The organism is Bacillus sp. D7-8, from assembly GCF_052055895.1.
GTDB classification, from domain to species: Bacteria; Bacillota; Bacilli; order Bacillales; family Bacillaceae; genus Bacillus; species Bacillus velezensis.
In genome coordinates this window covers 2,707,564-2,727,992 of the sequence record NZ_CP179922.1, presented here as the reverse complement: position 1 = coordinate 2,727,992, position 20,429 = coordinate 2,707,564, and the positions used below count along the sequence as shown (strand labels likewise).

Genomic DNA, 20,429 nt, shown 5'->3' with positions numbered 1-20,429 from the left:
ATAGATGAGGAGGAATTACCGTTGCTGAAGAAAAAATACAATATATCCGTAGAAGCGGCGCTTGAAGTGATCGGCGGAAAATGGAAGTGTGTGATCCTCTGCCACCTCATGCGCGGGAAAAAACGGACAAGCGAATTGAAGCGGCTTATGCCGGACATCACCCAGAAGATGCTGACACAGCAATTGCGGGAGCTGGAAGCTGACGGCGTCATCAACCGGATCGTGTACAATCAGGTGCCGCCGAAAGTGGAATACGAGCTGAGTGAATACGGGCACAGTCTGGAAAGAATTTTAAACGCGCTGTGCGACTGGGGCGCGATGCATATTGCTAAACGGTACGGCGAGGTGTCTTCCGTTTTAGAGGACAGCATTTTAAATGACAAATTTAAAGAACCGGGACAAATATAAGAAAAAAAGCAGGCAGCCTGAGACGCTGATCCTGCTTTTTTTATGGAAGAAAGATCATTTTATATGCAAAAAAACCGATTGAACAACATATTGATCGGTATAAGGGTGGATTTTTATCAAGTTGTACTGGCGGATTTCTTTTAATGTGTTATACTATATATAAATAAAGGTAAATTAGAGTGGCATATTAAAAAGGGGTGACCTGAGCATGAAGGTAAAAGTAGCAATCAACGGGTTTGGAAGAATCGGAAGAATGGTGTTCAGAAAAGCAATGGAAGATGATCAAATTCAAATAACAGCCATTAATGCAAGCTATCCCCCGGAAACGCTTGCTCATTTGATAAAGTATGACACAATTCACGGCAAATACGATCAAGAAGTTGAGACCTCCGACGACAGTCTGATCGTCAACGGAAAACATATTATGCTGTTCAATCGCCGGGATCCGAGAGAGCTTCCGTGGAAAGAATGCGGAATAGACATCGTCGTAGAGGCAACGGGGAAATTTAATTCAAAAGAAAAAGCAATGAGCCATATTGAAGCAGGGGCGAAAAAAGTCATTTTAACGGCTCCGGGCAAAAATGAAGACGTTACCATTGTCATGGGAGTAAATGAAGAGCAGTTCAATCCCGATGAACATGTCATTATTTCAAATGCATCCTGCACGACAAACTGTCTTGCGCCGGTCGTCAAAGTGCTTGATCAGGAATTCGGGATTGAAAGCGGCCTGATGACGACTGTTCACGCTTACACGAATGATCAAAAAAATATCGACAATCCGCATAAAGATCTGCGGAGGGCGAGAGCGTGCGGAGAATCCATCATTCCGACTTCTACAGGCGCCGCCAAAGCGCTGTCGCTCGTGCTTCCTCATTTGAAAGGAAAACTTCACGGTCTCGCTTTGCGTGTTCCCGTTCCGAATGTGTCATTAGTGGACCTTGTCTGCGATATGAAAACAGATGTGTCGGCCGAGCAAGTGAACGCCGCTTTCCAAAGAGCCGCAAAAACGTCGATGTACGGAATTCTTGATTATTCGGATGAACCGCTCGTTTCTTCGGATTATAATACGAATTCACACTCTGCGATCATCGACGGTCTGACAACGATGGTGATGGAAGACCGAAAAGTAAAGGTGCTCGCCTGGTATGACAATGAATGGGGATATTCCTGCCGGGTCGTTGATCTTATCCGTCACGTCGCCGCGCGAATGAAACACCCGTCAGCTGTGTAGACTAAAGATCATGGACATTTGTTAGAAAAAAACCCTTAACGGCATATTCGCAAAAAACACACCTTGCAAAATAAACTTAAACACAGTATACTATCTTTCGTGAACTTCTTGCTCGTGACTGCTTCGGAATTACTTAAAGGGTTAGGACCTCTCCGGACTAACTTTCCCCCGTGGTAAATGGCCGGGTCAGTTCTCGGAAATTCACTTTTTTAATTCTTGTTAAGGGGGGTCCATGATTATGGAAACAATGGGGCGTCACGTCATCTCCGAGCTGTGGGGATGCGATTTTGATAAGCTCAATGACATGGATTTTATTGAAAAAACGTTTGTAAATGCTGCTTTGAAATCAGGAGCTGAAGTGCGCGAGGTCGCATTTCACAAATTTGCACCGCAAGGCGTAAGCGGGGTCGTTATTATCTCTGAGTCACATTTAACGATTCACAGTTTTCCTGAACACGGATATGCAAGCATTGATGTTTATACTTGTGGAGACCTGGATCCTAATGTGGCTGCGGATTACATTGCAGACGCATTACATGCAGATACAAGAGAAAACATTGAAATACCGAGAGGAATGGGGCCTGTACAGATTAAACAGGCACAAGCGAAAGTACTGTAATTTTCAAAACGCAAACACAAGGGAGCTAAGCTGAAAAAGCCATTACGCGCTTTGAAGCTGATGCTCCTTTTCTAATGTAAAAAAACAGCATTGCTTTTTCTTTAAGCATTTTTTTTGTAAAATAGAAAAGATAAGGCCGGTCTATCGGCTCTCCCAACAAATAGGCTCATCCTAGAAACGTTGGCGGGCATTTACCGGAAGCTTGCGAACCGCATTACAGCAACGAAACAGATGGGAGCTGATCCAATTTGAAATGTCCTTCATGCCAGCACAACGGTTCCCGCGTACTTGATTCACGGCCTGCGGACGAAGGGAAATCAATCCGCAGAAGGCGGGAATGCGAAGCCTGCCATTACCGCTTCACTACATTTGAGAAGTTTGAAGAGATGCCTCTGATCGTCGTGAAAAAAGAAGGCGTCCGGGAAGAATTCAGCCGTGAAAAAATGCTGCGCGGGTTAATTAAAGCTTGTGAAAAAAGGCCCGTTCCTTTAAAAACATTGGAAGACATGTGCTTTGACATTGAAAAAGAGCTGAGAAACCAAGGTGTATCTGAAGTCAAAAGCGAACTTGTCGGAGAAATGGTAATGGACCGTCTGGCGAAAATCGATGAGGTGTCTTATGTCCGCTTTGCCTCCGTCTACCGGCAGTTTAAGGATATAAACGTGTTTATCGATGAATTGAAAGATTTAATAAAGAAAGAACGCTGAGAGAGCTAAGAGATTGTGTCTGGCTCTTTTCTCATGAGCAAAATTGGCATTTGATAGATCGCAGAAACGGTGTAAAATGAGAGTAGAAACATATCGGAAGGTTTGAGAATCATGGCTGACTATTGGAATGACGTATTGCCTGTAGATCCTTATACGGTCAAAAGCCGTTCGCTTCTTCAGGATGTCGACAGACAGGTTTTGACACATCTGTACCAGCCGCTGATCGGTTCTTTTGCATTCTCCCTTTATATGACCTTATGGGGGGAGCTTGAGCAGAACCGCTTGTGGGGAGCGGAATCCACGCACAGGCAGCTGATGGGCATGATGCAGTCAAATTTAAAAAAGATTCATCATGAACAGGGAAAGCTTGAAGGAATCGGGCTGCTGAAAGTGTATATCCGGGAGTCCGAGCAGAAAGAGCGGATGTTTATTTATGAGCTGCTGCCCCCACTCAGACCGAATGATTTTTTTGAAGACGGCATGCTGAATGTCTTTCTTTATAACAGAGTCGGTAAAACGAAATACCAGCAGCTGAGACAATTTTACACGCATCCTTCCGTCGGCGCGGGCGCAAGGGAAATTACCCGTCCGTTTAATCACGCCTTTGCCTCTTTTCAGCCGAGTGAATGGAAAATGACGCCTGATATGGAAGAGGCGATGAAGCTCCCCGAGGACTATGAGACGGCGTCTGTCGGACAAGCGCCTTCCTATACGGTGACGGAGGAAGTATTTGATTTTGAGCTTTTCATGGCGGGACTGTCAGAAACGATGATACCGCGTAAATCAATCACGCAGGACGTGCGGGAGAGCATTAAAAAGCTTTCATATTTATACGGAATAGATCCTATCTCCATGCAGCACGTCGTCATGACCGCAATTAATGAACAGGATACGATAACGGCCGAAGCGCTGAGGAAAGCGGCCAGCGACTGGTACCAAATTGAAAGAAGCGGTAAGCTTCCGGAACTGATTGATAAAACACAGCCTGTCACCTTGAGAGAAAACCGGACGGAAAAGGACGATTCATTGAACGGCGAACTCATCGCACAGCTTGAGACCATATCACCGAGAAAGCTTCTTCAGGACATTGCGGACGGGACCGAGCCGTCAAAAGCCGACTTGCAGATTATCGCCGATATTATGTTCGAACAAAAGCTTGAGCCCGGCGTCACCAATGTGCTGATTTATTATGTCATGCTGAAAACGGATATGAAGCTGTCCAAAAACTATATCCAAAAAATCGCCGCCCACTGGGCCAGAAAAAAAGTCAAAACGGTACGGGAAGCAATGAAGCTCGCAATAGAAGAGCACAGGCAATATCTTGATTGGGCGGACGGCAAAACAAACGGCGCGGCGCGCGGTAAAAAAACCGTCCGGGAAGAAAAGCGCCCTGATTGGATGAAAGAAGAAGAAACCGGGAAGAAACAAGAACAGCCGGCTCTTTCCGCGCAGGATCTTGAAGAACAGAAGAAAAAAATGATGGAAGAAATGAAAAAACTGAAAAAATACTCTGCCTATTGAGACAGAGAAGCGGGGTGATATTGAATGGAACCGATCAGCCGATCCTTAGAAGGCGTGACGAAAAGACCTGACTTTCAAAAACGCCTGGAACGAATGCAGCAGCAAGTCATGGCCGACGAAGACGTCCAGGCTTTTTTGAAGGAACAGAAAGATGTAATCAATCAAAGCATGATTGACAGAGGGTTAAATAAACTGTACGAATTCGTTCAGCAAAGCAAACAGTGCGCCTTCTGTTCGAAAGACAGCCGGACGAACAGCCTGCTTGAAGGCTATCATCCGAAGCTTGTGATCAACGGGCGTTCCATCGATATTGAATATTACGAATGTCCGGAAAAGAGAAAGCTCGACCGCCAGAAAAGGCAAAAGTCCCTGATGAAGAGCATGTATATCCAGCAGGATCTTCTCGGCGCGACCTTTCAGCAGATCGACATTACCGATCCGAGCAGAGTCGGCATTTTCCAGCATGTGACGGATTTTCTGAAGAGCTATAATGAAACGGGAAAAGGCAAAGGGCTGTATCTGTACGGAAAATTCGGAATCGGAAAGACATTTATTTTAGCCGCCATTGCTAACGAACTGGCGGAAAAAGAGTATTCATCAATGATCGTATATGTTCCCGAATTTGTCAGAGAGCTGAAAAACTCGCTCCAGGATCAGTCGTTGGAGGCGAAACTGAATATGGTGAAAACGACGCCCGTACTGATGCTTGATGACATCGGAGCGGAATCAATGACAAGCTGGGTCAGAGATGAAGTCATCGGCACCGTGCTTCAGCACAGAATGAGCCAGCAGCTTCCCACTTTCTTCTCGTCTAATTTTTCACCAGACGAGCTGAAGCATCATTTTACGTATTCACAGCGGGGAGAAAAGGAAGAAGTAAAAGCGGCAAGACTGATGGAGCGGATTTTATATTTGGCTTCGCCCGTCCGTCTTGACGGGGAAAACCGCCGCCGTTCATGATGCCGGCGTCCAATGGGAAGGATTTGAGGGAATGAGGAATAAGAAGGCTGTCACTTGGGCTGCGGCTGCGGCGGGAGCGGGCCTTTTGCTGTGGGCAAACCGCAAATATCTGAATCTGTCGCCTAAGGAGATCCGGCTGTGGGTGTTATCGTTCGGTGTTTTTGCGCCGCTTGTGTTTATCGGAATTTCCATCGTCAGGCCTTTTGTGCTGTTTCCCGTATCAATCGTTTCCGTCGCCGGAGGATTGGCGTTCGGCCCGCTTTTCGGCACCGTGTATACGCTGGCGGGCTCAATGGGCGCTGCCGCCGCGTCTTTTTTTGCGGCGGGGCTGTTTGCCTTTAATGAGAAAAGCCGTCATGGAAAAATGGAAGCCATTCAAAAGCAGATGAAAACCAATGGCTTCTTTTATATTTTTATCCTGCGCATTCTGCCTGTTAACTTTGATGTGATCAGCTATGCCGCGGGCCTATCGAAAGTCAGGCCGATGACGTATTTTTTGGCGACCGCAGCGGGCATCATTCCGGGGACGATCGTCCTGAATGTGCTCGGCGCGAGCTTTATGTCCGGAAATGTGCTGACCGTACTCGGCGTGATCTGTCTTTACATCGTATTTTTATCGCTTCCCGTTATATTTAAAAAGAAGGTGCGCCATTTGTTCGGCGGTGAAAGCTAACCTTTACGTCTATTTTAAAAACATCCCCCATATACTTGTAACAGATGCCGTAAGGGGGGACAAATATGCTTGAAGTGATCTTTGAAGATGACCACGATACCGCCGCTTTTTTACATCTCATTCAGCAATCGGACGACCGGAGACATTTTATTGTCCGTGAAGACATAAAAAAAGTCGGAATCGCAAGGTCTGAAACGGCTTTTTGCGTTCAGCGCTTTATTGAGCCGATACTTGTCAGGTTTTTTTTGGAATGCAAAGAAGACGAGCATATGCTTTCGCTTATTGAGGACGCATACTGCTTCACCGATCAGGATGAACAGCAGCAAATTCTTCAGCTTGCACACAGCATTATGGAAGGAGAGCTTGATGATCATCCGTTCGAGCCGAAGAAAGAGCCGCGCACACAGTTTATTTCAGATGCGCTCCGGACGATTTCACTTGATGGGGGTGTTTTTTCCGTGCGTTCGTTTCAGACGTTCCGGCTCGGCAGGTATTATGAGCGGCTCAGAGAATACGCGGAGGCTGCGATAGATGAATACCGGATGGAACAGGAATATCAAAACTTTATCCAGTCTCTGAGAGATTATGTGACATCCAATCCGCCGCGGATGAAGAAAGTCCGCATCGTACATGACCGGGCTTTTACGCTGTGGGAACTGCGCTATTTGTCAGAACGGGAACAGAAAAAATACATAGACAGACGGTTTGTGCGGGAGCACCCGATGTATATAGATTCCCATCTCCTTGCGCCGCTGATCTCCATTGCGCCTGAGACGGTAGAACTGTATACGGACAAACCGGAGCATATGATGTCCAGAACGATTCAAAACGTGTTTCAGGAGAGGGTGCGCCTTTTTCCGCTGGGCGCGTTTGCAGCCGAGAAGACGGAAGGATAGCCGCACGGACGGCCTTGTGTAAGCGGCAGGGCTGTCTGTGCGAAATCAGACGGAAAACCGAGTTGCATTTTTCTCACAGACATTTTATAATACATAAAAGATTAATGATTGCTACACGTATTGATAAGGACATGAAGCATTGATACCGGCTTTATAAGAGAGGAGAGCCCAGGCTGAAAGCTTTCCAGCTATGGATCATTGTCTTTACCGCCTTTGAACTTCAGCTGTGAACGCCGGAAGAAGCGCCAGTAATAGCTGACGGGAACTCCCGTTACAGAGTTTAGAGCCGCAGGTGCCGAAACAATCGGCCGCGCGGAAAAAAGGGTGGAACCACGATTCCGTTTATTTAACCTCGTCCCTTTCATAGGGGGCGGGGTTTTTGATTTGCATAAAAAAAGGAGTGACGAAGATGTCAGATATGATCAACATCACATTTCCGGACGGAGCGGTAAAGGAATTTCCGAAAGGAACAACAACAGAAGATATCGCGGCATCCATCAGTCCGGGATTAAAGAAAAAGTCTTTAGCCGGAAAACTGAACGGACAGGAAATTGATTTAAGAACACCGATTCAAGAGGATGGTGCCGTAGAAATCATTACAGAAGGCACAGAAGAAGGTTTGAACATCATGCGGCACAGCACGGCGCATTTATTGGCCCAGGCGATTAAACGCATTTATAAAGATGTGAAATTCGGTGTCGGTCCCGTCATTGAAAACGGGTTCTATTATGACGTTGAAATGGAGCAGGCGCTGACGCCGGATGACCTTCCGAAGATTGAAAAAGAAATGAAACGCATCGTCGGTGAAAATCTGCCGATTATCCGAAAAGAAGTGAGCCGTGATGAAGCAAAAGCCATGTTTGCGGAAATCGGCGATAATCTGAAGCTTGAACTGCTGGATGCCATCCCTGAAGACGAAACGGTCTCCATTTATGAGCAGGGCGAATTTTTTGACCTGTGCCGCGGCGTGCACGTGCCGTCTACAGGCAAAATTAAAGAATTTAAGCTGCTTAGCCTTGCGGGCGCATACTGGCGCGGCGACAGCAAAAACCAAATGCTTCAGCGCATTTACGGCACGGCCTTCTTTAAAAAGGATGACTTGAAAGAGCATTTGCGGATGCTTGAAGAAGCGAAAGAGCGTGACCACCGAAAACTGGGCAAAGAATTAAAATTGTTCGCCAACTCTCAAAAAGTCGGACAAGGCCTGCCGCTCTGGCTGCCGAAAGGCGCAACCATCCGACGCGTGATCGAGCGCTACATTGTGGATAAAGAGCTGAGCCTCGGTTATGAGCACGTCTATACGCCTGTTCTCGGAAGCAAAGACCTGTACGAAACATCAGGGCACTGGGATCATTATCAGGATACGATGTTCCCGCCGATGGAAATGGACAATGAAACACTCGTGCTCCGTCCGATGAACTGTCCTCACCATATGATGATTTACAAACAGGACATTCACAGCTACCGCGAGCTTCCGATCCGCATCGCAGAGCTGGGAACGATGCATCGTTATGAAATGTCCGGGGCGCTTTCAGGTCTTCAGCGCGTACGCGGCATGACGTTAAATGACGCGCACATTTTCGTCCGCCCTGACCAGATTAAAGAAGAATTCATCCGCACGGTCCGTTTGATTCAAGACGTATACGAAGACTTCGGCCTGAATGATTACACATTCCGCCTGTCTTACCGCGATCCTGAAGATACGGAAAAATATTTTGATGATGATGAGATGTGGAACAAAGCGCAGTCCATGCTGAAAGCGGCAATGGATGAGATGGGGCACGACTACTATGAAGCGGAAGGCGAAGCGGCGTTTTACGGCCCTAAGCTTGACGTGCAGGTGAAAACGGCGATCGGCAAAGAAGAGACATTGTCAACTGTACAGCTTGACTTCCTTCTTCCGGAACGCTTTGATCTCACTTACGTCGGAGAAGACGGCAAACAGCACCGTCCTGTCGTTATTCACCGCGGCGTCGTGTCAACGATGGAGCGTTTCGTTGCTTTCTTAATCGAAGAGCACAAAGGCGCCCTTCCGACATGGCTTGCGCCGGTGCAATTCCAAGTCATTCCTGTATCACCGTCCGTGCATCTTGATTATGCGAAAAAAGTGCAGGAGCGCCTGCAGCGTGAAGGCCTGCGTGTCGAGCTTGACAGCCGGGATGAGAAAATCGGCTATAAAATCCGTGAAGCGCAAATGCAAAAAATCCCGTACATGCTTGTGGTCGGTGACCAAGAAGCGGAAAACGGCGCGGTAAACGTCCGGAAATACGGCGAGCAGAAATCAGAAACCGTCTCATTGGACGATTTTGTGAAAAAGGCTGTAGCCGAAGCGAAAAAATAACCGGAAATACAAAAAACCCCGTTCATTCAGAATGGGGTTTTTTTGCGTATAAAATTATCTTTCTTTTTGTTTCTCTATAATCGCAAACAGCTCGTGAAGATCGCTGATCACGTAATCAGGCGCAATGTCCGTATCATTTTTCTTTTGCGTCCGGTTTACCCAGACTGTCGTAATACCTGCCCGTTTCGCTCCCAATATATCAGTATTGAGGTTATCTCCGACCATAATGGCGTCTTCTTTTTTCAGGTTCAGGAGGCCGAGGCAATGTTCGAATATGGAGGCGTCGGGTTTCCCTTTTCCGAAAGCGCCTGAGATGACGATTTCATTAAAATAAGGCGCGAGCTCAGGAACGCCGGCGAGTTTTTCTTTCTGCAGGCTGGGATCGCCGTTTGTAAGCAGAAGCAATTCATAAACACCTTTCAGCTTTTCAAGCACCGCAAACGTTTCATCATACACGTACGGACGCTGTCTGCGTTCCGCCGCGAAAAATTCCGCCAAATATTCGCCGTAAGCCGCATCGTCTATACCGACGCTTTTTAAGCCGTTCGTCCAGGCGTTTCGTCTGTATTCCGGCGCAATCCGATTCAGCTGTTTAAATCCTTCGCTGACCGGCTCGGAAAAATTCGCCCACAATCCTTCAAACGGATTAATGCCGATCATGACCGTATAAGGATAGGTTTCGTATGACATATACAATTCCCGTGCCGCTTTCCGAACCGCATCTTCAAATGTATGCGGGTCAAGGCCATATTTTTTTTCCGCTTGTAAACATGTTTCCCTGAATGTTGTTCTGACGCTTTTTTCATCCCATAACAGTGTATCGTCCAAATCAAAAAATACGGCTTTCATGATCTTCTCCTCTTTGTTATATTCTGAAACTCTCTGCCGCAAGGCTCCCGTTTATTCTACAATAGATATATAGACTGTGAAAGATTTGTTTTCAGATGATTTGAAAAAAACAGGCAGGTTTGTGTCAGATTCTGTCTCAGGCTCTAAAACGTGATAAAATAAAATTTGAAAGAACAGGTGAAAAGTATGCTGCATTTGATCATCATGATGCTGGAAAGAGTCGGAATTATCGTCATATTGGGATTTGTTCTGGCTCATACCAGATTGTTCAGACAGGCGCTCCAGCAGCCTGAGAGCTATAAAGGCAAAGCGGTGCTGATTTCAATTTTCTCGCTGTTCAGTATCATCAGCAACTATACGGGAATAGAAATTCAGCGGAATACAATCATGAATAATGACTGGGTGTTTCAAATTAATCCGTCCGGTTCAATTGCCAATACAAGAATTATGGGCGTTGAAATCGGCGGACTCTTAGGCGGCCCGTATGTGGGGATCGGCGTCGGCATACTGGCCGGCCTGCATCGTTTATCACTCGGCGGCGCGACCGCAGTCAGCTGTGCCGTCTCATCCGTTTTAGCGGGCATTTTGTCCGGATGGATCGGACGGTATTTCAGAAAACGCTATGCGATGCCGACACCGCGGGTGGCCGCGCTTGTCGGACTCGGAATGGAATCGCTGCAAATGCTGCTCATCCTCTTGATGGCCAAGCCGTTTTCTGATGCTTGGACGCTTGTGAGCATCATCGGCATCCCGATGATATTGGTAAACGGGTCAGGGACTTTTATTTTTCTTTCGATCATTCAGTCGATTATCCGGAAGGAAGAACGGGCGAGAGCCCTTGAAACCCACAGGGTGCTGATGATTGCCGACCAGACGCTTCCGTTTTTCCGCCAGGGGCTGAATGAAAGCTCATGCAAAAGCGTCGCCGCCATCATTCACAGGCAAACAGGAACGGACGCGGTATCGCTTACGGATAACGAAAAGATTTTGGCGCACGTCGGCGCGGGTGCCGACCATCATATTCCGTCTGAAAGCCTGATCACCGGATTGTCAAAACGCGTCATTAAAACGGGTCATATTATGAAAGCGACATCAAAGGAAGAAATTGAATGCACGCACGATCCCTGTCCGCTGCATGCGGCGATCGTATTGCCGCTGACGTCAAACGGCAAAACGATCGGGACGTTGAAAATGTACTTTAAAAGCCCGTCAGGTTTAAGCCGGGTTGAAGAAGAGCTTGCAGAAGGACTCGCCATGCTGTTTTCCACCCAGCTTGAACTCGGCGAGGCGGAACTGCAGAGCAAATTGCTGAAAGACGCAGAAATAAAGGCGCTTCAGGCACAGGTCAATCCGCATTTTCTGTTTAATGCGATCAATACGATTTCTGCTCTTTGCCGTACGGATGTGGAAAAAACCCGAAAGCTTCTGCTGCAGCTCAGCGTCTATTTCCGTTCCAATCTGCAGGGGGCAAGGCAGCTGCTCATCCCGCTTTCTAAAGAACTGAACCATCTGCAGGCGTATTTATCATTGGAGCAGGCCCGTTTTCCCGGGAAATATAAAATCAGTCTTGAAATCGAACGCGGTTTGGAGGACATCGAAATTCCTCCTTTTGTGCTGCAGATTCTCGTCGAAAATGCGCTCCGCCATGCATTTTCAAGAAAGCAGGACAGCTGTGCCGTCAATGTCAGCGTGGTATCCGCCGGTCAGTCGGTTTTAATGCGGGTTGGAGATAACGGGCGAGGAATTGATCCGGAATTGCTGTCCGTGCTCGGAAACCGTCCGCTGCCGTCTAAAGAAGGGACGGGAACCGCGCTTTACAATTTAAATCAGCGGCTGATCGGGCTGTTCGGCCCCAAAGCAGCCCTGCGATTGGAAAGTGAGCCCGGCAAAGGTACGGACGTATCATTTGAGCTGCCTTTGAAACTGATGACTAAAGGAGAAGAACATGCTGAAGGTGTTAATCGTTGATGATGAAATGCTGGCAAGAGATGAATTAGCTTATTTGCTGAAACGGACGAATGAAGTAAGTGACATAAACGAAGCTGAAAATATTGAATCCGCTTTTGACAGTATGATGGATCAAAAACCGGATCTGCTGTTTTTGGACGTTGATTTGTCAGGAGAAAACGGATTTGACATTGCCAAACGGCTGAAAAACATGAAAAATCCGCCGGCCGTCGTTTTTGCGACGGCGTATGACCAATTTGCTTTAAAAGCCTTTGAAGTCGACGCGCTCGATTATTTAACGAAGCCTTTTGATGAAGAAAGAGTGCGCCAGACGATCAGAAAGTTTAAAAGAGTGAAGCGGGACAGGGCAGGAGCCGTCTCAGAGCAGCCGTCCGCAGCCGGAGCGCATAAACTGGCTGTATCAGCCGGTGAATCTATTGTCATTTTAGATACGAAGGACATTATTTTCGCCGGCATGGAGGACGGACACGTTTCCGTTAAAACGTTTGCCGCGTCTTATTCCGTTCACGAAACTTTGGCGGTCATTGAGAAAAAACTGCCTGATACGGGTTTCTTGAGAGTGCACCGCGCGTTCATCGTGAATACGGAGCATATTACGGAAATTCATCCGTGGTTTAATTCGACGTACAATCTTATCTTAAAAGACGGCTCTAAAATTCCCGTCAGCCGTACATACGCCAAGGACTTAAAAAAGCTGCTTCATATTATATGAGGCGGCTTTTGCATTTCAGCAGCCGTTTTTTGCATTTCAGAATGAATATTCAGCCGTTTGTTATGAAAGCGCTTTAAAAGGCGATTTCTCTTTTATAATGGACCTAACAAAGAGAAAGAGGTGAAGAAAATGAGTGCGAAAAAAGTGTACGGATTTCTGACACAAGCATTTATTTTTGCCGTAATTATGCTCATATCTAATGGGATTGCAGCGATTGTCCCCATTCCTATACCCGCTTCCGTAGTAGGTTTGGTGTTATTATTTGTCCTCTTATGCCTGAAAGTGATTAAGCTTGAACAAGTAGAAACGCTGGGAACATCATTAACGTCACTGATCGGATTTTTATTTGTCCCGTCGGGCATCTCCGTGATGAATTCACTTGGCGTCATGCAGCAGTACGGCGTGCAGATCGCACTCGTCATCTTACTCGCCACCATCATTCTGTTAGGGGCCACGGGCCTTTTTTCTCAGCTGATCTTGTCTGTCAGCCAAAAACGTCAGAAGGCAGCCCCTGAAAAACAAACGGTGCGCCGTTCCAATCAGGAAAAAGAACTTGTGCAGCATTAGGAGGGAAATCGGATGAGTCCATATTTCGGTATTGTCGTTTCACTTGCGGCCTTTGGCATCGGCACGTATTTATTTAAAAAAACGAGAGGCTTTTTCCTCTTCACCCCGCTGTTTGTCGCGATGGTGCTTGGAATCCTTTTTCTGAAGCTCGGCGGTTTTTCATATGAAGATTATAAAAGCGGGGGAGACATTATTAAATTCTTCCTGGAGCCCGCGACGATCGCTTTTGCGATCCCTTTATACAAACAGCGTGACAAACTGAAAAAATACTGGTGGCAGATCATGTCTTCTATCATTGTCGGCTCTATCTGCTCAGTCACGATTGTCTATTTGATCGCAAAAGGCATTCATCTTGACGCGGCCGTTATGAAAAGCATGCTTCCGCAGGCGGCGACAACGGCAATTGCCCTTCCGCTGTCAAAAGGAATCGGCGGCATCACCGACATCACCGCTTTCGCCGTTATTTTCAACGCCGTTATCGTCTATGCTATGGGCGCTCTATTCTTAAAATTGTTTAAAGTGAAACACCCGATCTCTAAAGGACTGGCTCTCGGCACATCAGGACACGCACTCGGTGTTGCGGTCGGTATTGAGATGGGAGAAGTAGAAGCGGCAATGGCAAGTATCGCGGTTGTCGTCGTAGGAGTGGTGACGGTGCTGGTTATTCCGGTATTCGTTCAGCTCATCGGAGGATAAACCCGGGTCATAGACCCGGGTTTTTTTATTGTGTTGGCACGTCCGCGGGCGGCAAAGAACGAAATTTCACATTTTTCCTTGCGCTCGCCCCGGCATCGTGTTAAAATGAAAAAGTTGATCCGGAGAAGTCATTCTTGACTAATGATCCGGTATTGTGTAGAATAGTTATTGAATTGAATATAAATCACAAGCAGAGGCACCCGCTTCTCACCTGATTGACACATTCATGTAGTTGGCAGGTTGACCGTACATTTTTATTTATGCAGATGTTCGTAGTGTGGGTGTGTTGTCATGCCCGCACTTTTTGTTTGCCTGCAGAATGCAGTCAACAAGCGTTGTGAATCAATTCGAAGAAACTATGGAGGTGGCTCATTATTAGCAAAGATCAATTGGTTAATGAGGGTATCCGTGCACGTGAAGTTCGTCTGATCGGACAAAATGGCGATCAGCTCGGCATCAAGTCCCGTCAGGAAGCACTTGAAATCGCCGGCCGCGCAAATCTTGACCTTGTGTTAGTTGCAGCAAATGCAAAACCGCCTGTCTGCCGCATCATGGACTACGGTAAGTTCAGATTCGAGCAGCAGAAAAAGGACAAAGAAGCACGCAAAAATCAAAAAATCATTAACTTAAAAGAAGTTAGATTAAGTCCGACGATCGATGAGCATGACTTTAACACGAAATTGCGCAATGCGATTAAATTCCTTGAAAAAGGCGATAAAGTGAAAGCTTCTATCCGCTTTAAAGGGCGCGCAATCACTCATAAAGAAATCGGCCAGCGCGTATTGGACCGTTTCTCTGAAGCATGTGCGGAAGTTGCGACAGTCGAAACAAAACCAAAAATGGACGGCCGCAGCATGTTCTTAATGCTCGCGCCGAAAAACGAAAAGCAATAAGGAGGAAATCCCATGCCAAAAATGAAAACTCACCGCGGATCTGCTAAACGTTTTAAAAAGACAGGTTCTGGGAAGTTAAAACGTTCTCATGCATATACAAGTCACTTATTCGCCAACAAATCCCAAAAGCAAAAGCGTAAGCTTCGCAAGGGTGCTATTGTGAGCGCAGGAGACTTCAAACGCATCAAACAACAGCTTGCTAACATCAAGTAATCGGACAAGGAACAATTAGGAGGGAAATATAATGCCAAGAGTAAAAGGCGGAACTGTGTCGCGTCAGCGTCGTAAAAAGGTTCTTAAATTAGCAAAAGGTTATTTCGGTTCAAAACATAGATTATACAAAGTAGCAAACCAGCAGGTCATGAAATCAGGAAACTATGCATTCCGTGACCGCCGTCAGAAAAAACGTGATTTCCGTAAGCTTTGGATCACTCGTATCAACGCTGCTGCACGTATGAACGGTCTTTCTTACAGCCGTTTAATGCACGGTCTTAAGCTTTCAGGCATCGAAGTAAACCGCAAAATGCTTGCTGATCTTGCTGTAAACGATCTTACTGCTTTCAATCAGCTTGCTGATGCTGCTAAAGCTCAGTTAGACAAGTAAGTTGAAAAAGCCGCTCTCTTTCCGGGAGCGGTTTTTTTACGTAAAGGGTGACAATCAATGGCTCTCCTCATTTACGCCGTGTTGATAAACGGATACGGCTTTTGGATCATGGGCGCTGATAAAAGAAGAGCAAAGGCGCACAGGTGGAGAATATCAGAGAAACGAATATGGCTCACAGCCGTCATGTTCGGCTCACTCGGCGTATGGATCGGCATGCGCACCTTCAGGCATAAGACGAAACACAAATCCTTTTTATACGGGGTGCCGCTGCTTTTTCTCACTGAAGCCGCCCTTGTGCTGATGTATTTGATGTATAAAACATAAAAAGCAGGAGAGCTTATCGCTCGCCTGCTTTTTTCGCTTTTTTGATGGGCTGGTCCCAATCAATCTTGCAATTCGGATACCGCTCCAATACCTTTTTTTCGACTTCTTCAAAATCACCTGCAGAAAAGCGGTTCAGCTTTTCCGGATTTTCGGTCCATACAAATATCGTATGAATAAACAGCGGATGATCTTTGGAAGGGATATGCTTTTCTCCTTCAAAGAGCACTCCTTTATAAGTAAGCTGGAGATTTTTTCGCGTGTTTTTCTGTTCGTCAATAAAATAAAAATTCTCTTTTGATTGCGCCAGTCTGAGCCTTCTTTTCGGGTTTGCGTAGAATTTGACGCCCATGTAAATAAAATAAATAAGAAGTGCAAGCAAGACAATCCTCAATACTGTAATGGCCATATGTGTGAAGGCACCTCCTCACCTTTGTCATGATCTGATGTAATACGAAAAACAAAACAAAAGGTTTCATTTTTTTAAAAGAAATAGATAAAAACATTTACCCGTTTTTCAGGCGAATTAATCGTATGCTTCAGCATTGGTTTTGTATAATAAGAAGGATAGTGAAAAAAAGGAGGTTTATTGATGACAAAATTAGATGAAACGCTCACCATGCTGAAAGCGTTAACGGATGCAAAAGGGATACCGGGAAATGAGAGAGAAGTAAGACAAGTGATGAAATCATACATAGAACCATTTGCCGATGATGTCACAACAGACCGGCTGGGAAGCTTAATCGCCAAAAAAACGGGCAAAGAAAACGGTCCGAAAATCATGATCTCAGGGCATTTAGATGAAGTCGGTTTTATGGTGACGCAAATCACTGATAAAGGCTTTCTCCGCTTTCAAACCGTCGGCGGCTGGTGGTCTCAGGTCATGCTGGCCCAGCGCGTCACCGTCGTGACAAAAAAAGGGGACATCACGGGGATCATCGGTTCGAAACCGCCTCACATTCTGCCTCCTGACGCCAGAAAAAAAGCCGCCGATATTAAAGAGATGTTCATCGATATCGGGGCGTCCAGCCGTGAAGAAGCAATGGAATGGGGCGTTCTTCCGGGTGACCAGATTGTGCCGTATTTTGAATTTACAGTGATGAACAATGAAAAACATTTATTGGCGAAGGCATGGGACAACCGTATCGGCTGCGCGATTGCCATCGATGTATTAAAAAATCTGAAAAACAGCGATCATCCGAATGAAGTATACGGGGTCGGAACGGTTCAGGAAGAAGTCGGGCTTCGCGGGGCGAAAACAGCGGCACATACGATTCAGCCTGATATCGCGTTCGGTGTGGATGTCGGAATTGCCGGAGATACACCGGGAATTTCTGAAAAAGAGGCGCAAAGCAAAATCGGCGAAGGGCCGCAAATTATTCTGTATGACGCGTCAATGGTATCTCACAAAGGGCTGCGTGACCTTGTCGTGAACACGGCGGAAGAAGCGGGAATTCCGTATCAATTCGATTCCATTGCCGGAGGGGGCACGGATTCAGGTTCCATTCACTTAACCGCAAACGGAGTGCCGGCGCTGTCCATTACGATCGCGACGCGCTACATTCATACTCATGCCGCTATTTTGCATCGGGATGATTATGAGAATACGGTAAAATTGATCACAGAAGTGATTAAAAAATTAGATCGGGAAACGGTTGACCGTATTACTTATCAATAAAGATACGGAAGAATCTGCTTTTTTTAAGCAGATTCTTTTTTTGTCTGTACAAATATGAACCTTGCGTCTACAATAAGAGAAGACATAGAAAAATCTGACAACACGTTTTTGAAAGCGCTTTAAAAAGGAGGGGGTTTACAAATGAAAAACAGATTCAGACGCATGATCCGCTTTTCGTGCGCAGCCGTTACAGCCGGGCTGCTGCTGATGTCTTCATCTCCGGCATCTGCCGCGTTTTGGGGGGCATCAAATGAATTGCTGCACGATCCGACAATGGCGAAGGAAGGAAACACGTGGTACGCTTTCGGAACCGGTTTGGAAGGGGAGAGGGGGCTTCGCGTCTTAAAGGCGGGCAGCGGCGGCGTATGGACCGTTCAGAAATCAATCTTTACTTCTCCGCTGTCATGGTGGGGCAATTATGTGCCGAATTACGGGCTGAATCAATGGGCCCCCGATGTTCAATATTTTAACGGAAAGTATTGGCTGTATTATGCCGTTTCTTCATTCGGCAAAAATACCTCCGCGATCGGTCTTGCATCATCTACAAGTCTCAGTTCGGGAAACTGGAAGGACGAAGGGCTCGTCATCCGTTCAACAAGCGCCGATAACTACAATGCAATTGATCCGGAGCTGACAATTGATAAAGACGGAAACCCTTGGCTTGCCTTCGGTTCTTTTTGGAGCGGCATTAAGCTGACAAAGCTTGATAAAAATACAATGAAACCGACGGGATCACTTTATTCCATCGCTGCCAGACCGAATAACGGCGGAGCTTTGGAAGCGCCGGCCATCACCTACCAGAACGGCTACTATTACTTAATGGTGTCGTTTGATAAATGCTGTTCAGGCGTGAATAGTACGTACAAAATCGCTTATGGAAGATCCAAAAGCATCACCGGCCCATATCTCGATAAAAGCGGGAAAAGCATGTCAGAAGGCGGAGGAACGATTCTTGACTCCGGCAATGACCGCTGGAAAGGCCCGGGCGGTCAAGACATTGTGAACGGGAATATTTTAGTGCGTCATGCGTATGATGCCGAAAACAGCGGAATTCCGAAGATGCTCATCAATGATATCGATTGGAGTTCAGGCTGGCCTTCCTATTAATTGATCAGCCGGGCATGTGTGTCCGGCTTTTTTACTTGCAATAAAAGATTGACAGTTTGATTCCTCCTTAACTATAATAAAATTGTTCGTACAAATAAAAGGATAAAAGTTTTGTGGTTTATATTCGTACGTATATTTTTTAAAAATGCAAGCGCTTTATTTTGATGGGAAGGGGAAATGAATGTGCTTCAAAACAATGAATATGAATTTTGGTTTGTAACGGGAAGCCAGCACTTATACGGAGAGGAAACGCTGCAGCTTGTCGATAAACACGCAAAGGGAATATGTGACGGCCTCAGCGGGGTGTCATCAAGATACAAGATCAGGCATAAACCGGTTGTCACGTCATCTGAAACGATCAGAGAGGTTTTGCGGGAAGCGCAGTATCAAGAAAACTGTGCCGGGGTCGTGACATGGATGCATACATTTTCCCCTGCGAAAATGTGGATTGAAGGTCTTTCCGCTTTTCAAAAGCCGATGCTTCATCTGCATACCCAATATCACCGCGACATCCCGTGGGAAACGATTGATATGGACTTTATGAACAGCAACCAATCCGCTCACGGAGACCGGGAATACGGGTATATCCAGTCAAGAATGGGGCAGACGAGAAAAGTCATCGCAGGCTATTGGGATGATGAGGAAGTCAAACATGACATTTCGCAATGGATGAACACTGCTGCCGCCTGGAATGAAAGCAGGAATATTAAAGTAGCCCGGTTCGGCGACAATATGCGGAATGTAGCGGTTACTGACGGAGACAAAGTCGGCGCCCACATCCAATTCGGCTGGCAGGTTGACGGGTACGGAATCGGCGATCTTACCGAGGTGATGAACAACGTCACCGACGCAGAAATTGAGGCGCTTTATGAGGAATACGACAAATTGTATGTCATCAGCGGCGAAACAAAACAAGATGAAGCAAAAGTTGCTTCCATTAAAGAACAGGCGAAAATTGAACTCGGATTAACGGCCTTTCTCGAACGGGGCGGATATACAGCGTTTTCGACCTCCTTTGAAGTTTTGCACGGAATGAAGCAGCTTCCGGGACTTGCCGTTCAGCGTCTCATGGAAAAAGGGTACGGATTTGCCGGCGAAGGCGATTGGAAAACGGCTGCCCTTGTGCGAATGATGAAAATAATGGCGGACGGAGAACAAACCTCCTTCATGGAAGATTATACGTACCATTTTGAACCGGGGCGTGCGATGATTCTCGGATCACATATGCTTGAAGTATGTCCGACGATCGCCCTTGATCAGCCGAAAATCGAAGTCCATCCTCTCTCAATCGGAGGGAAGGAAGATCCGGCCCGGTTGGTCTTTAACGGAATCGGCGGTTCAGCCATCATCGCCAGCATCATTGATATCGGCGGGCGATTCCGTCTCATTCTGAATGAAGCAGAAGGCAGGGAAATTGATCATGATATGCCGAATCTCCCTGTGGCGCGGGTGCTATGGAAGCCGGAGCCATCGCTGAAAACAGCTGCGGAAGCATGGATTTTGGCGGGAGGCGCCCATCATACTTGTATGTCTTTCCGGCTTACGGCTGAACAGATGCTTGACTGGGCTGAGATGGCAGGCATTGAAAGCATCTTTATTTCCCGTAATACCGAAATACATGAGCTGAAAAAAGAGCTGAAATGGAATGACGTATTATACCGGTTGGGAGGGAATTGAT

At 46.6% G+C, this 20,429-nt stretch carries 22 protein-coding genes and 1 other annotated feature; of the genes, 20 read left to right on the top strand and 2 right to left on the bottom strand.

The window, feature by feature from the left end; all coding sequences use genetic code 11:
• Positions 1-21 precede the first annotated feature (21 nt).
• The 9 genes from ACKTRM_RS13300 to thrS all read left to right on the top strand — a co-directional run bounded on the left by ACKTRM_RS13300 (position 22) and on the right by thrS (position 9,356).
• Positions 22-408, top strand: a complete 387-nt coding sequence (locus tag ACKTRM_RS13300) for a winged helix-turn-helix transcriptional regulator (protein WP_003152469.1) — start codon at positions 22-24, stop codon at positions 406-408.
• A gap of 208 nt (positions 409-616) precedes the next feature.
• Positions 617-1,639: a glyceraldehyde-3-phosphate dehydrogenase gene (locus ACKTRM_RS13295; protein WP_012118159.1), complete on the top strand. Its 1,023-nt coding sequence runs from the start codon at positions 617-619 to the stop codon at positions 1,637-1,639.
• 238 nt (positions 1,640-1,877) lie between these two features.
• The gene (gene speD, locus ACKTRM_RS13290) at positions 1,878-2,258 is read left to right on the top strand and encodes an adenosylmethionine decarboxylase (RefSeq protein ID WP_003152471.1); all 381 of its coding nucleotides are present in this window, start codon (positions 1,878-1,880) and stop codon (positions 2,256-2,258) included.
• A gap of 248 nt (positions 2,259-2,506) precedes the next feature.
• A complete protein-coding gene (gene nrdR, locus ACKTRM_RS13285; RefSeq protein ID WP_003152473.1) occupies positions 2,507-2,965 on the top strand; it encodes a transcriptional regulator NrdR in 459 nt (152 codons plus the stop codon).
• Positions 2,966-3,076: 111 nt separating this feature from the next.
• The gene (locus ACKTRM_RS13280) at positions 3,077-4,486 is read left to right on the top strand and encodes a replication initiation and membrane attachment family protein (RefSeq protein ID WP_012118158.1); all 1,410 of its coding nucleotides are present in this window, start codon (positions 3,077-3,079) and stop codon (positions 4,484-4,486) included.
• A 24-nt stretch (positions 4,487-4,510) separates the two neighbouring features.
• On the top strand, positions 4,511-5,446 hold the full coding sequence (gene dnaI, locus ACKTRM_RS13275; protein WP_012118157.1) for a primosomal protein DnaI: 936 nt from the start codon (positions 4,511-4,513) through the stop codon (positions 5,444-5,446).
• 31 nt (positions 5,447-5,477) lie between these two features.
• Complete coding sequence (locus ACKTRM_RS13270; protein WP_012118156.1) at positions 5,478-6,119, top strand: TVP38/TMEM64 family protein; 642 nt, start codon at positions 5,478-5,480, stop codon at positions 6,117-6,119.
• Between the two features lie 65 nt (positions 6,120-6,184).
• Complete coding sequence (gene ytxC / locus ACKTRM_RS13265) at positions 6,185-7,015, top strand: putative sporulation protein YtxC (RefSeq protein ID WP_012118155.1); 831 nt, start codon at positions 6,185-6,187, stop codon at positions 7,013-7,015.
• A 409-nt stretch (positions 7,016-7,424) separates the two neighbouring features.
• On the top strand, positions 7,425-9,356 hold the full coding sequence (gene thrS, locus ACKTRM_RS13260; protein WP_012118154.1) for a threonine--tRNA ligase: 1,932 nt from the start codon (positions 7,425-7,427) through the stop codon (positions 9,354-9,356).
• 54 nt (positions 9,357-9,410) lie between these two features.
• Here the strand turns inward: thrS and ACKTRM_RS13255 are convergent, their stop codons facing one another.
• Positions 9,411-10,205 carry an HAD family hydrolase gene (locus ACKTRM_RS13255; protein ID WP_012118153.1) on the bottom strand — a complete coding sequence of 265 codons (795 nt, stop codon included), beginning with the start codon at positions 10,203-10,205 and terminating at the stop codon, positions 9,411-9,413.
• A 186-nt stretch (positions 10,206-10,391) separates the two neighbouring features.
• Between ACKTRM_RS13255 and ACKTRM_RS13250 the strand changes: the two genes are divergently transcribed.
• The 8 genes from ACKTRM_RS13250 to ACKTRM_RS13215 all read left to right on the top strand — a co-directional run bounded on the left by ACKTRM_RS13250 (position 10,392) and on the right by ACKTRM_RS13215 (position 15,969).
• Positions 10,392-12,173 (top strand): sensor histidine kinase, encoded by a 1,782-nt coding sequence (locus ACKTRM_RS13250; RefSeq protein ID WP_012118152.1) that lies wholly within the window; start codon positions 10,392-10,394, stop codon positions 12,171-12,173.
• Complete coding sequence (locus ACKTRM_RS13245; RefSeq protein WP_007408091.1) at positions 12,151-12,885, top strand: LytR/AlgR family response regulator transcription factor; 735 nt, start codon at positions 12,151-12,153, stop codon at positions 12,883-12,885. Before ACKTRM_RS13250 ends, ACKTRM_RS13245 begins: the two co-directional genes overlap by 23 nt.
• A 129-nt stretch (positions 12,886-13,014) precedes the next feature.
• Positions 13,015-13,452 carry an antiholin-like murein hydrolase modulator LrgA gene (lrgA, locus tag ACKTRM_RS13240; RefSeq protein ID WP_007408092.1) on the top strand — a complete coding sequence of 146 codons (438 nt, stop codon included), beginning with the start codon at positions 13,015-13,017 and terminating at the stop codon, positions 13,450-13,452.
• Positions 13,453-13,464: 12 nt separating this feature from the next.
• Positions 13,465-14,148 carry an antiholin-like protein LrgB gene (lrgB, locus tag ACKTRM_RS13235; protein WP_012118151.1) on the top strand — a complete coding sequence of 228 codons (684 nt, stop codon included), beginning with the start codon at positions 13,465-13,467 and terminating at the stop codon, positions 14,146-14,148.
• 182 nt (positions 14,149-14,330) lie between these two features.
• Positions 14,331-14,461 (top strand) — a sequence feature (ribosomal protein L20 leader region).
• Positions 14,462-14,519: 58 nt separating this feature from the next.
• A complete protein-coding gene (gene infC / locus ACKTRM_RS13230; protein WP_071543361.1) occupies positions 14,520-15,041 on the top strand; it encodes a translation initiation factor IF-3 in 522 nt (173 codons plus the stop codon).
• A gap of 12 nt (positions 15,042-15,053) precedes the next feature.
• The gene (gene rpmI / locus ACKTRM_RS13225) at positions 15,054-15,254 is read left to right on the top strand and encodes a 50S ribosomal protein L35 (RefSeq protein ID WP_003152493.1); all 201 of its coding nucleotides are present in this window, start codon (positions 15,054-15,056) and stop codon (positions 15,252-15,254) included.
• Positions 15,255-15,285: 31 nt separating this feature from the next.
• On the top strand, positions 15,286-15,645 hold the full coding sequence (rplT, locus tag ACKTRM_RS13220) for a 50S ribosomal protein L20 (protein WP_007613019.1): 360 nt from the start codon (positions 15,286-15,288) through the stop codon (positions 15,643-15,645).
• Between the two features lie 57 nt (positions 15,646-15,702).
• A complete protein-coding gene (locus ACKTRM_RS13215; protein WP_012118150.1) occupies positions 15,703-15,969 on the top strand; it encodes a DUF1294 domain-containing protein in 267 nt (88 codons plus the stop codon).
• Between the two features lie 13 nt (positions 15,970-15,982).
• On the opposite strand, the gene ACKTRM_RS13210 is transcribed toward ACKTRM_RS13215, so the two are convergent.
• Positions 15,983-16,375, bottom strand: a complete 393-nt coding sequence (locus tag ACKTRM_RS13210) for a hypothetical protein (RefSeq protein ID WP_007408095.1) — start codon at positions 16,373-16,375, stop codon at positions 15,983-15,985.
• A gap of 183 nt (positions 16,376-16,558) precedes the next feature.
• Here ACKTRM_RS13210 and ACKTRM_RS13205 point away from each other — a divergent pair, with 183 nt between their 5' ends.
• From ACKTRM_RS13205 to araA, 3 genes are all read left to right on the top strand, one after another.
• Positions 16,559-17,644 (top strand): M42 family metallopeptidase, encoded by a 1,086-nt coding sequence (locus ACKTRM_RS13205; RefSeq protein ID WP_007408096.1) that lies wholly within the window; start codon positions 16,559-16,561, stop codon positions 17,642-17,644.
• Positions 17,645-17,785: 141 nt separating this feature from the next.
• Entirely contained in the window at positions 17,786-18,751 is a 966-nt protein-coding gene (locus ACKTRM_RS13200) for a glycoside hydrolase family 43 protein (RefSeq protein WP_012118149.1), read from the top strand.
• Between the two features lie 183 nt (positions 18,752-18,934).
• A complete protein-coding gene (gene araA / locus ACKTRM_RS13195; RefSeq protein ID WP_077411076.1) occupies positions 18,935-20,428 on the top strand; it encodes an L-arabinose isomerase in 1,494 nt (497 codons plus the stop codon).
• The last annotated feature ends 1 nt before the right edge of the window (position 20,429 follow it).

What these genes read in the sequence shown, in the direction of transcription:
- thrS (WP_012118154.1), top strand. Translation starts at nt 7,425, where the DNA reads ATGTCAGATATGATCAACATCACATTTCCGGACGGAGCGGTAAAGGAA.
- ACKTRM_RS13210 (WP_007408095.1), bottom strand. Translation starts at nt 16,375, where the DNA reads ATGGCCATTACAGTATTGAGGATTGTCTTGCTTGCACTTCTTATTTAT.
- rplT (WP_007613019.1), top strand. Translation starts at nt 15,286, where the DNA reads ATGCCAAGAGTAAAAGGCGGAACTGTGTCGCGTCAGCGTCGTAAAAAG.
- ACKTRM_RS13295 (WP_012118159.1), top strand. Translation starts at nt 617, where the DNA reads ATGAAGGTAAAAGTAGCAATCAACGGGTTTGGAAGAATCGGAAGAATG.
- ACKTRM_RS13255 (WP_012118153.1), bottom strand. Translation starts at nt 10,205, where the DNA reads ATGAAAGCCGTATTTTTTGATTTGGACGATACACTGTTATGGGATGAA.
- ACKTRM_RS13215 (WP_012118150.1), top strand. Translation starts at nt 15,703, where the DNA reads ATGGCTCTCCTCATTTACGCCGTGTTGATAAACGGATACGGCTTTTGG.
- ACKTRM_RS13200 (WP_012118149.1), top strand. Translation starts at nt 17,786, where the DNA reads ATGAAAAACAGATTCAGACGCATGATCCGCTTTTCGTGCGCAGCCGTT.
- rpmI (WP_003152493.1), top strand. Translation starts at nt 15,054, where the DNA reads ATGCCAAAAATGAAAACTCACCGCGGATCTGCTAAACGTTTTAAAAAG.
- ACKTRM_RS13205 (WP_007408096.1), top strand. Translation starts at nt 16,559, where the DNA reads ATGACAAAATTAGATGAAACGCTCACCATGCTGAAAGCGTTAACGGAT.
- lrgA (WP_007408092.1), top strand. Translation starts at nt 13,015, where the DNA reads ATGAGTGCGAAAAAAGTGTACGGATTTCTGACACAAGCATTTATTTTT.
- ACKTRM_RS13270 (WP_012118156.1), top strand. Translation starts at nt 5,478, where the DNA reads ATGAGGAATAAGAAGGCTGTCACTTGGGCTGCGGCTGCGGCGGGAGCG.
- lrgB (WP_012118151.1), top strand. Translation starts at nt 13,465, where the DNA reads ATGAGTCCATATTTCGGTATTGTCGTTTCACTTGCGGCCTTTGGCATC.
- speD (WP_003152471.1), top strand. Translation starts at nt 1,878, where the DNA reads ATGGAAACAATGGGGCGTCACGTCATCTCCGAGCTGTGGGGATGCGAT.
- ytxC (WP_012118155.1), top strand. Translation starts at nt 6,185, where the DNA reads ATGCTTGAAGTGATCTTTGAAGATGACCACGATACCGCCGCTTTTTTA.
- ACKTRM_RS13280 (WP_012118158.1), top strand. Translation starts at nt 3,077, where the DNA reads ATGGCTGACTATTGGAATGACGTATTGCCTGTAGATCCTTATACGGTC.
- ACKTRM_RS13250 (WP_012118152.1), top strand. Translation starts at nt 10,392, where the DNA reads ATGCTGCATTTGATCATCATGATGCTGGAAAGAGTCGGAATTATCGTC.
- dnaI (WP_012118157.1), top strand. Translation starts at nt 4,511, where the DNA reads ATGGAACCGATCAGCCGATCCTTAGAAGGCGTGACGAAAAGACCTGAC.
- ACKTRM_RS13245 (WP_007408091.1), top strand. Translation starts at nt 12,151, where the DNA reads ATGCTGAAGGTGTTAATCGTTGATGATGAAATGCTGGCAAGAGATGAA.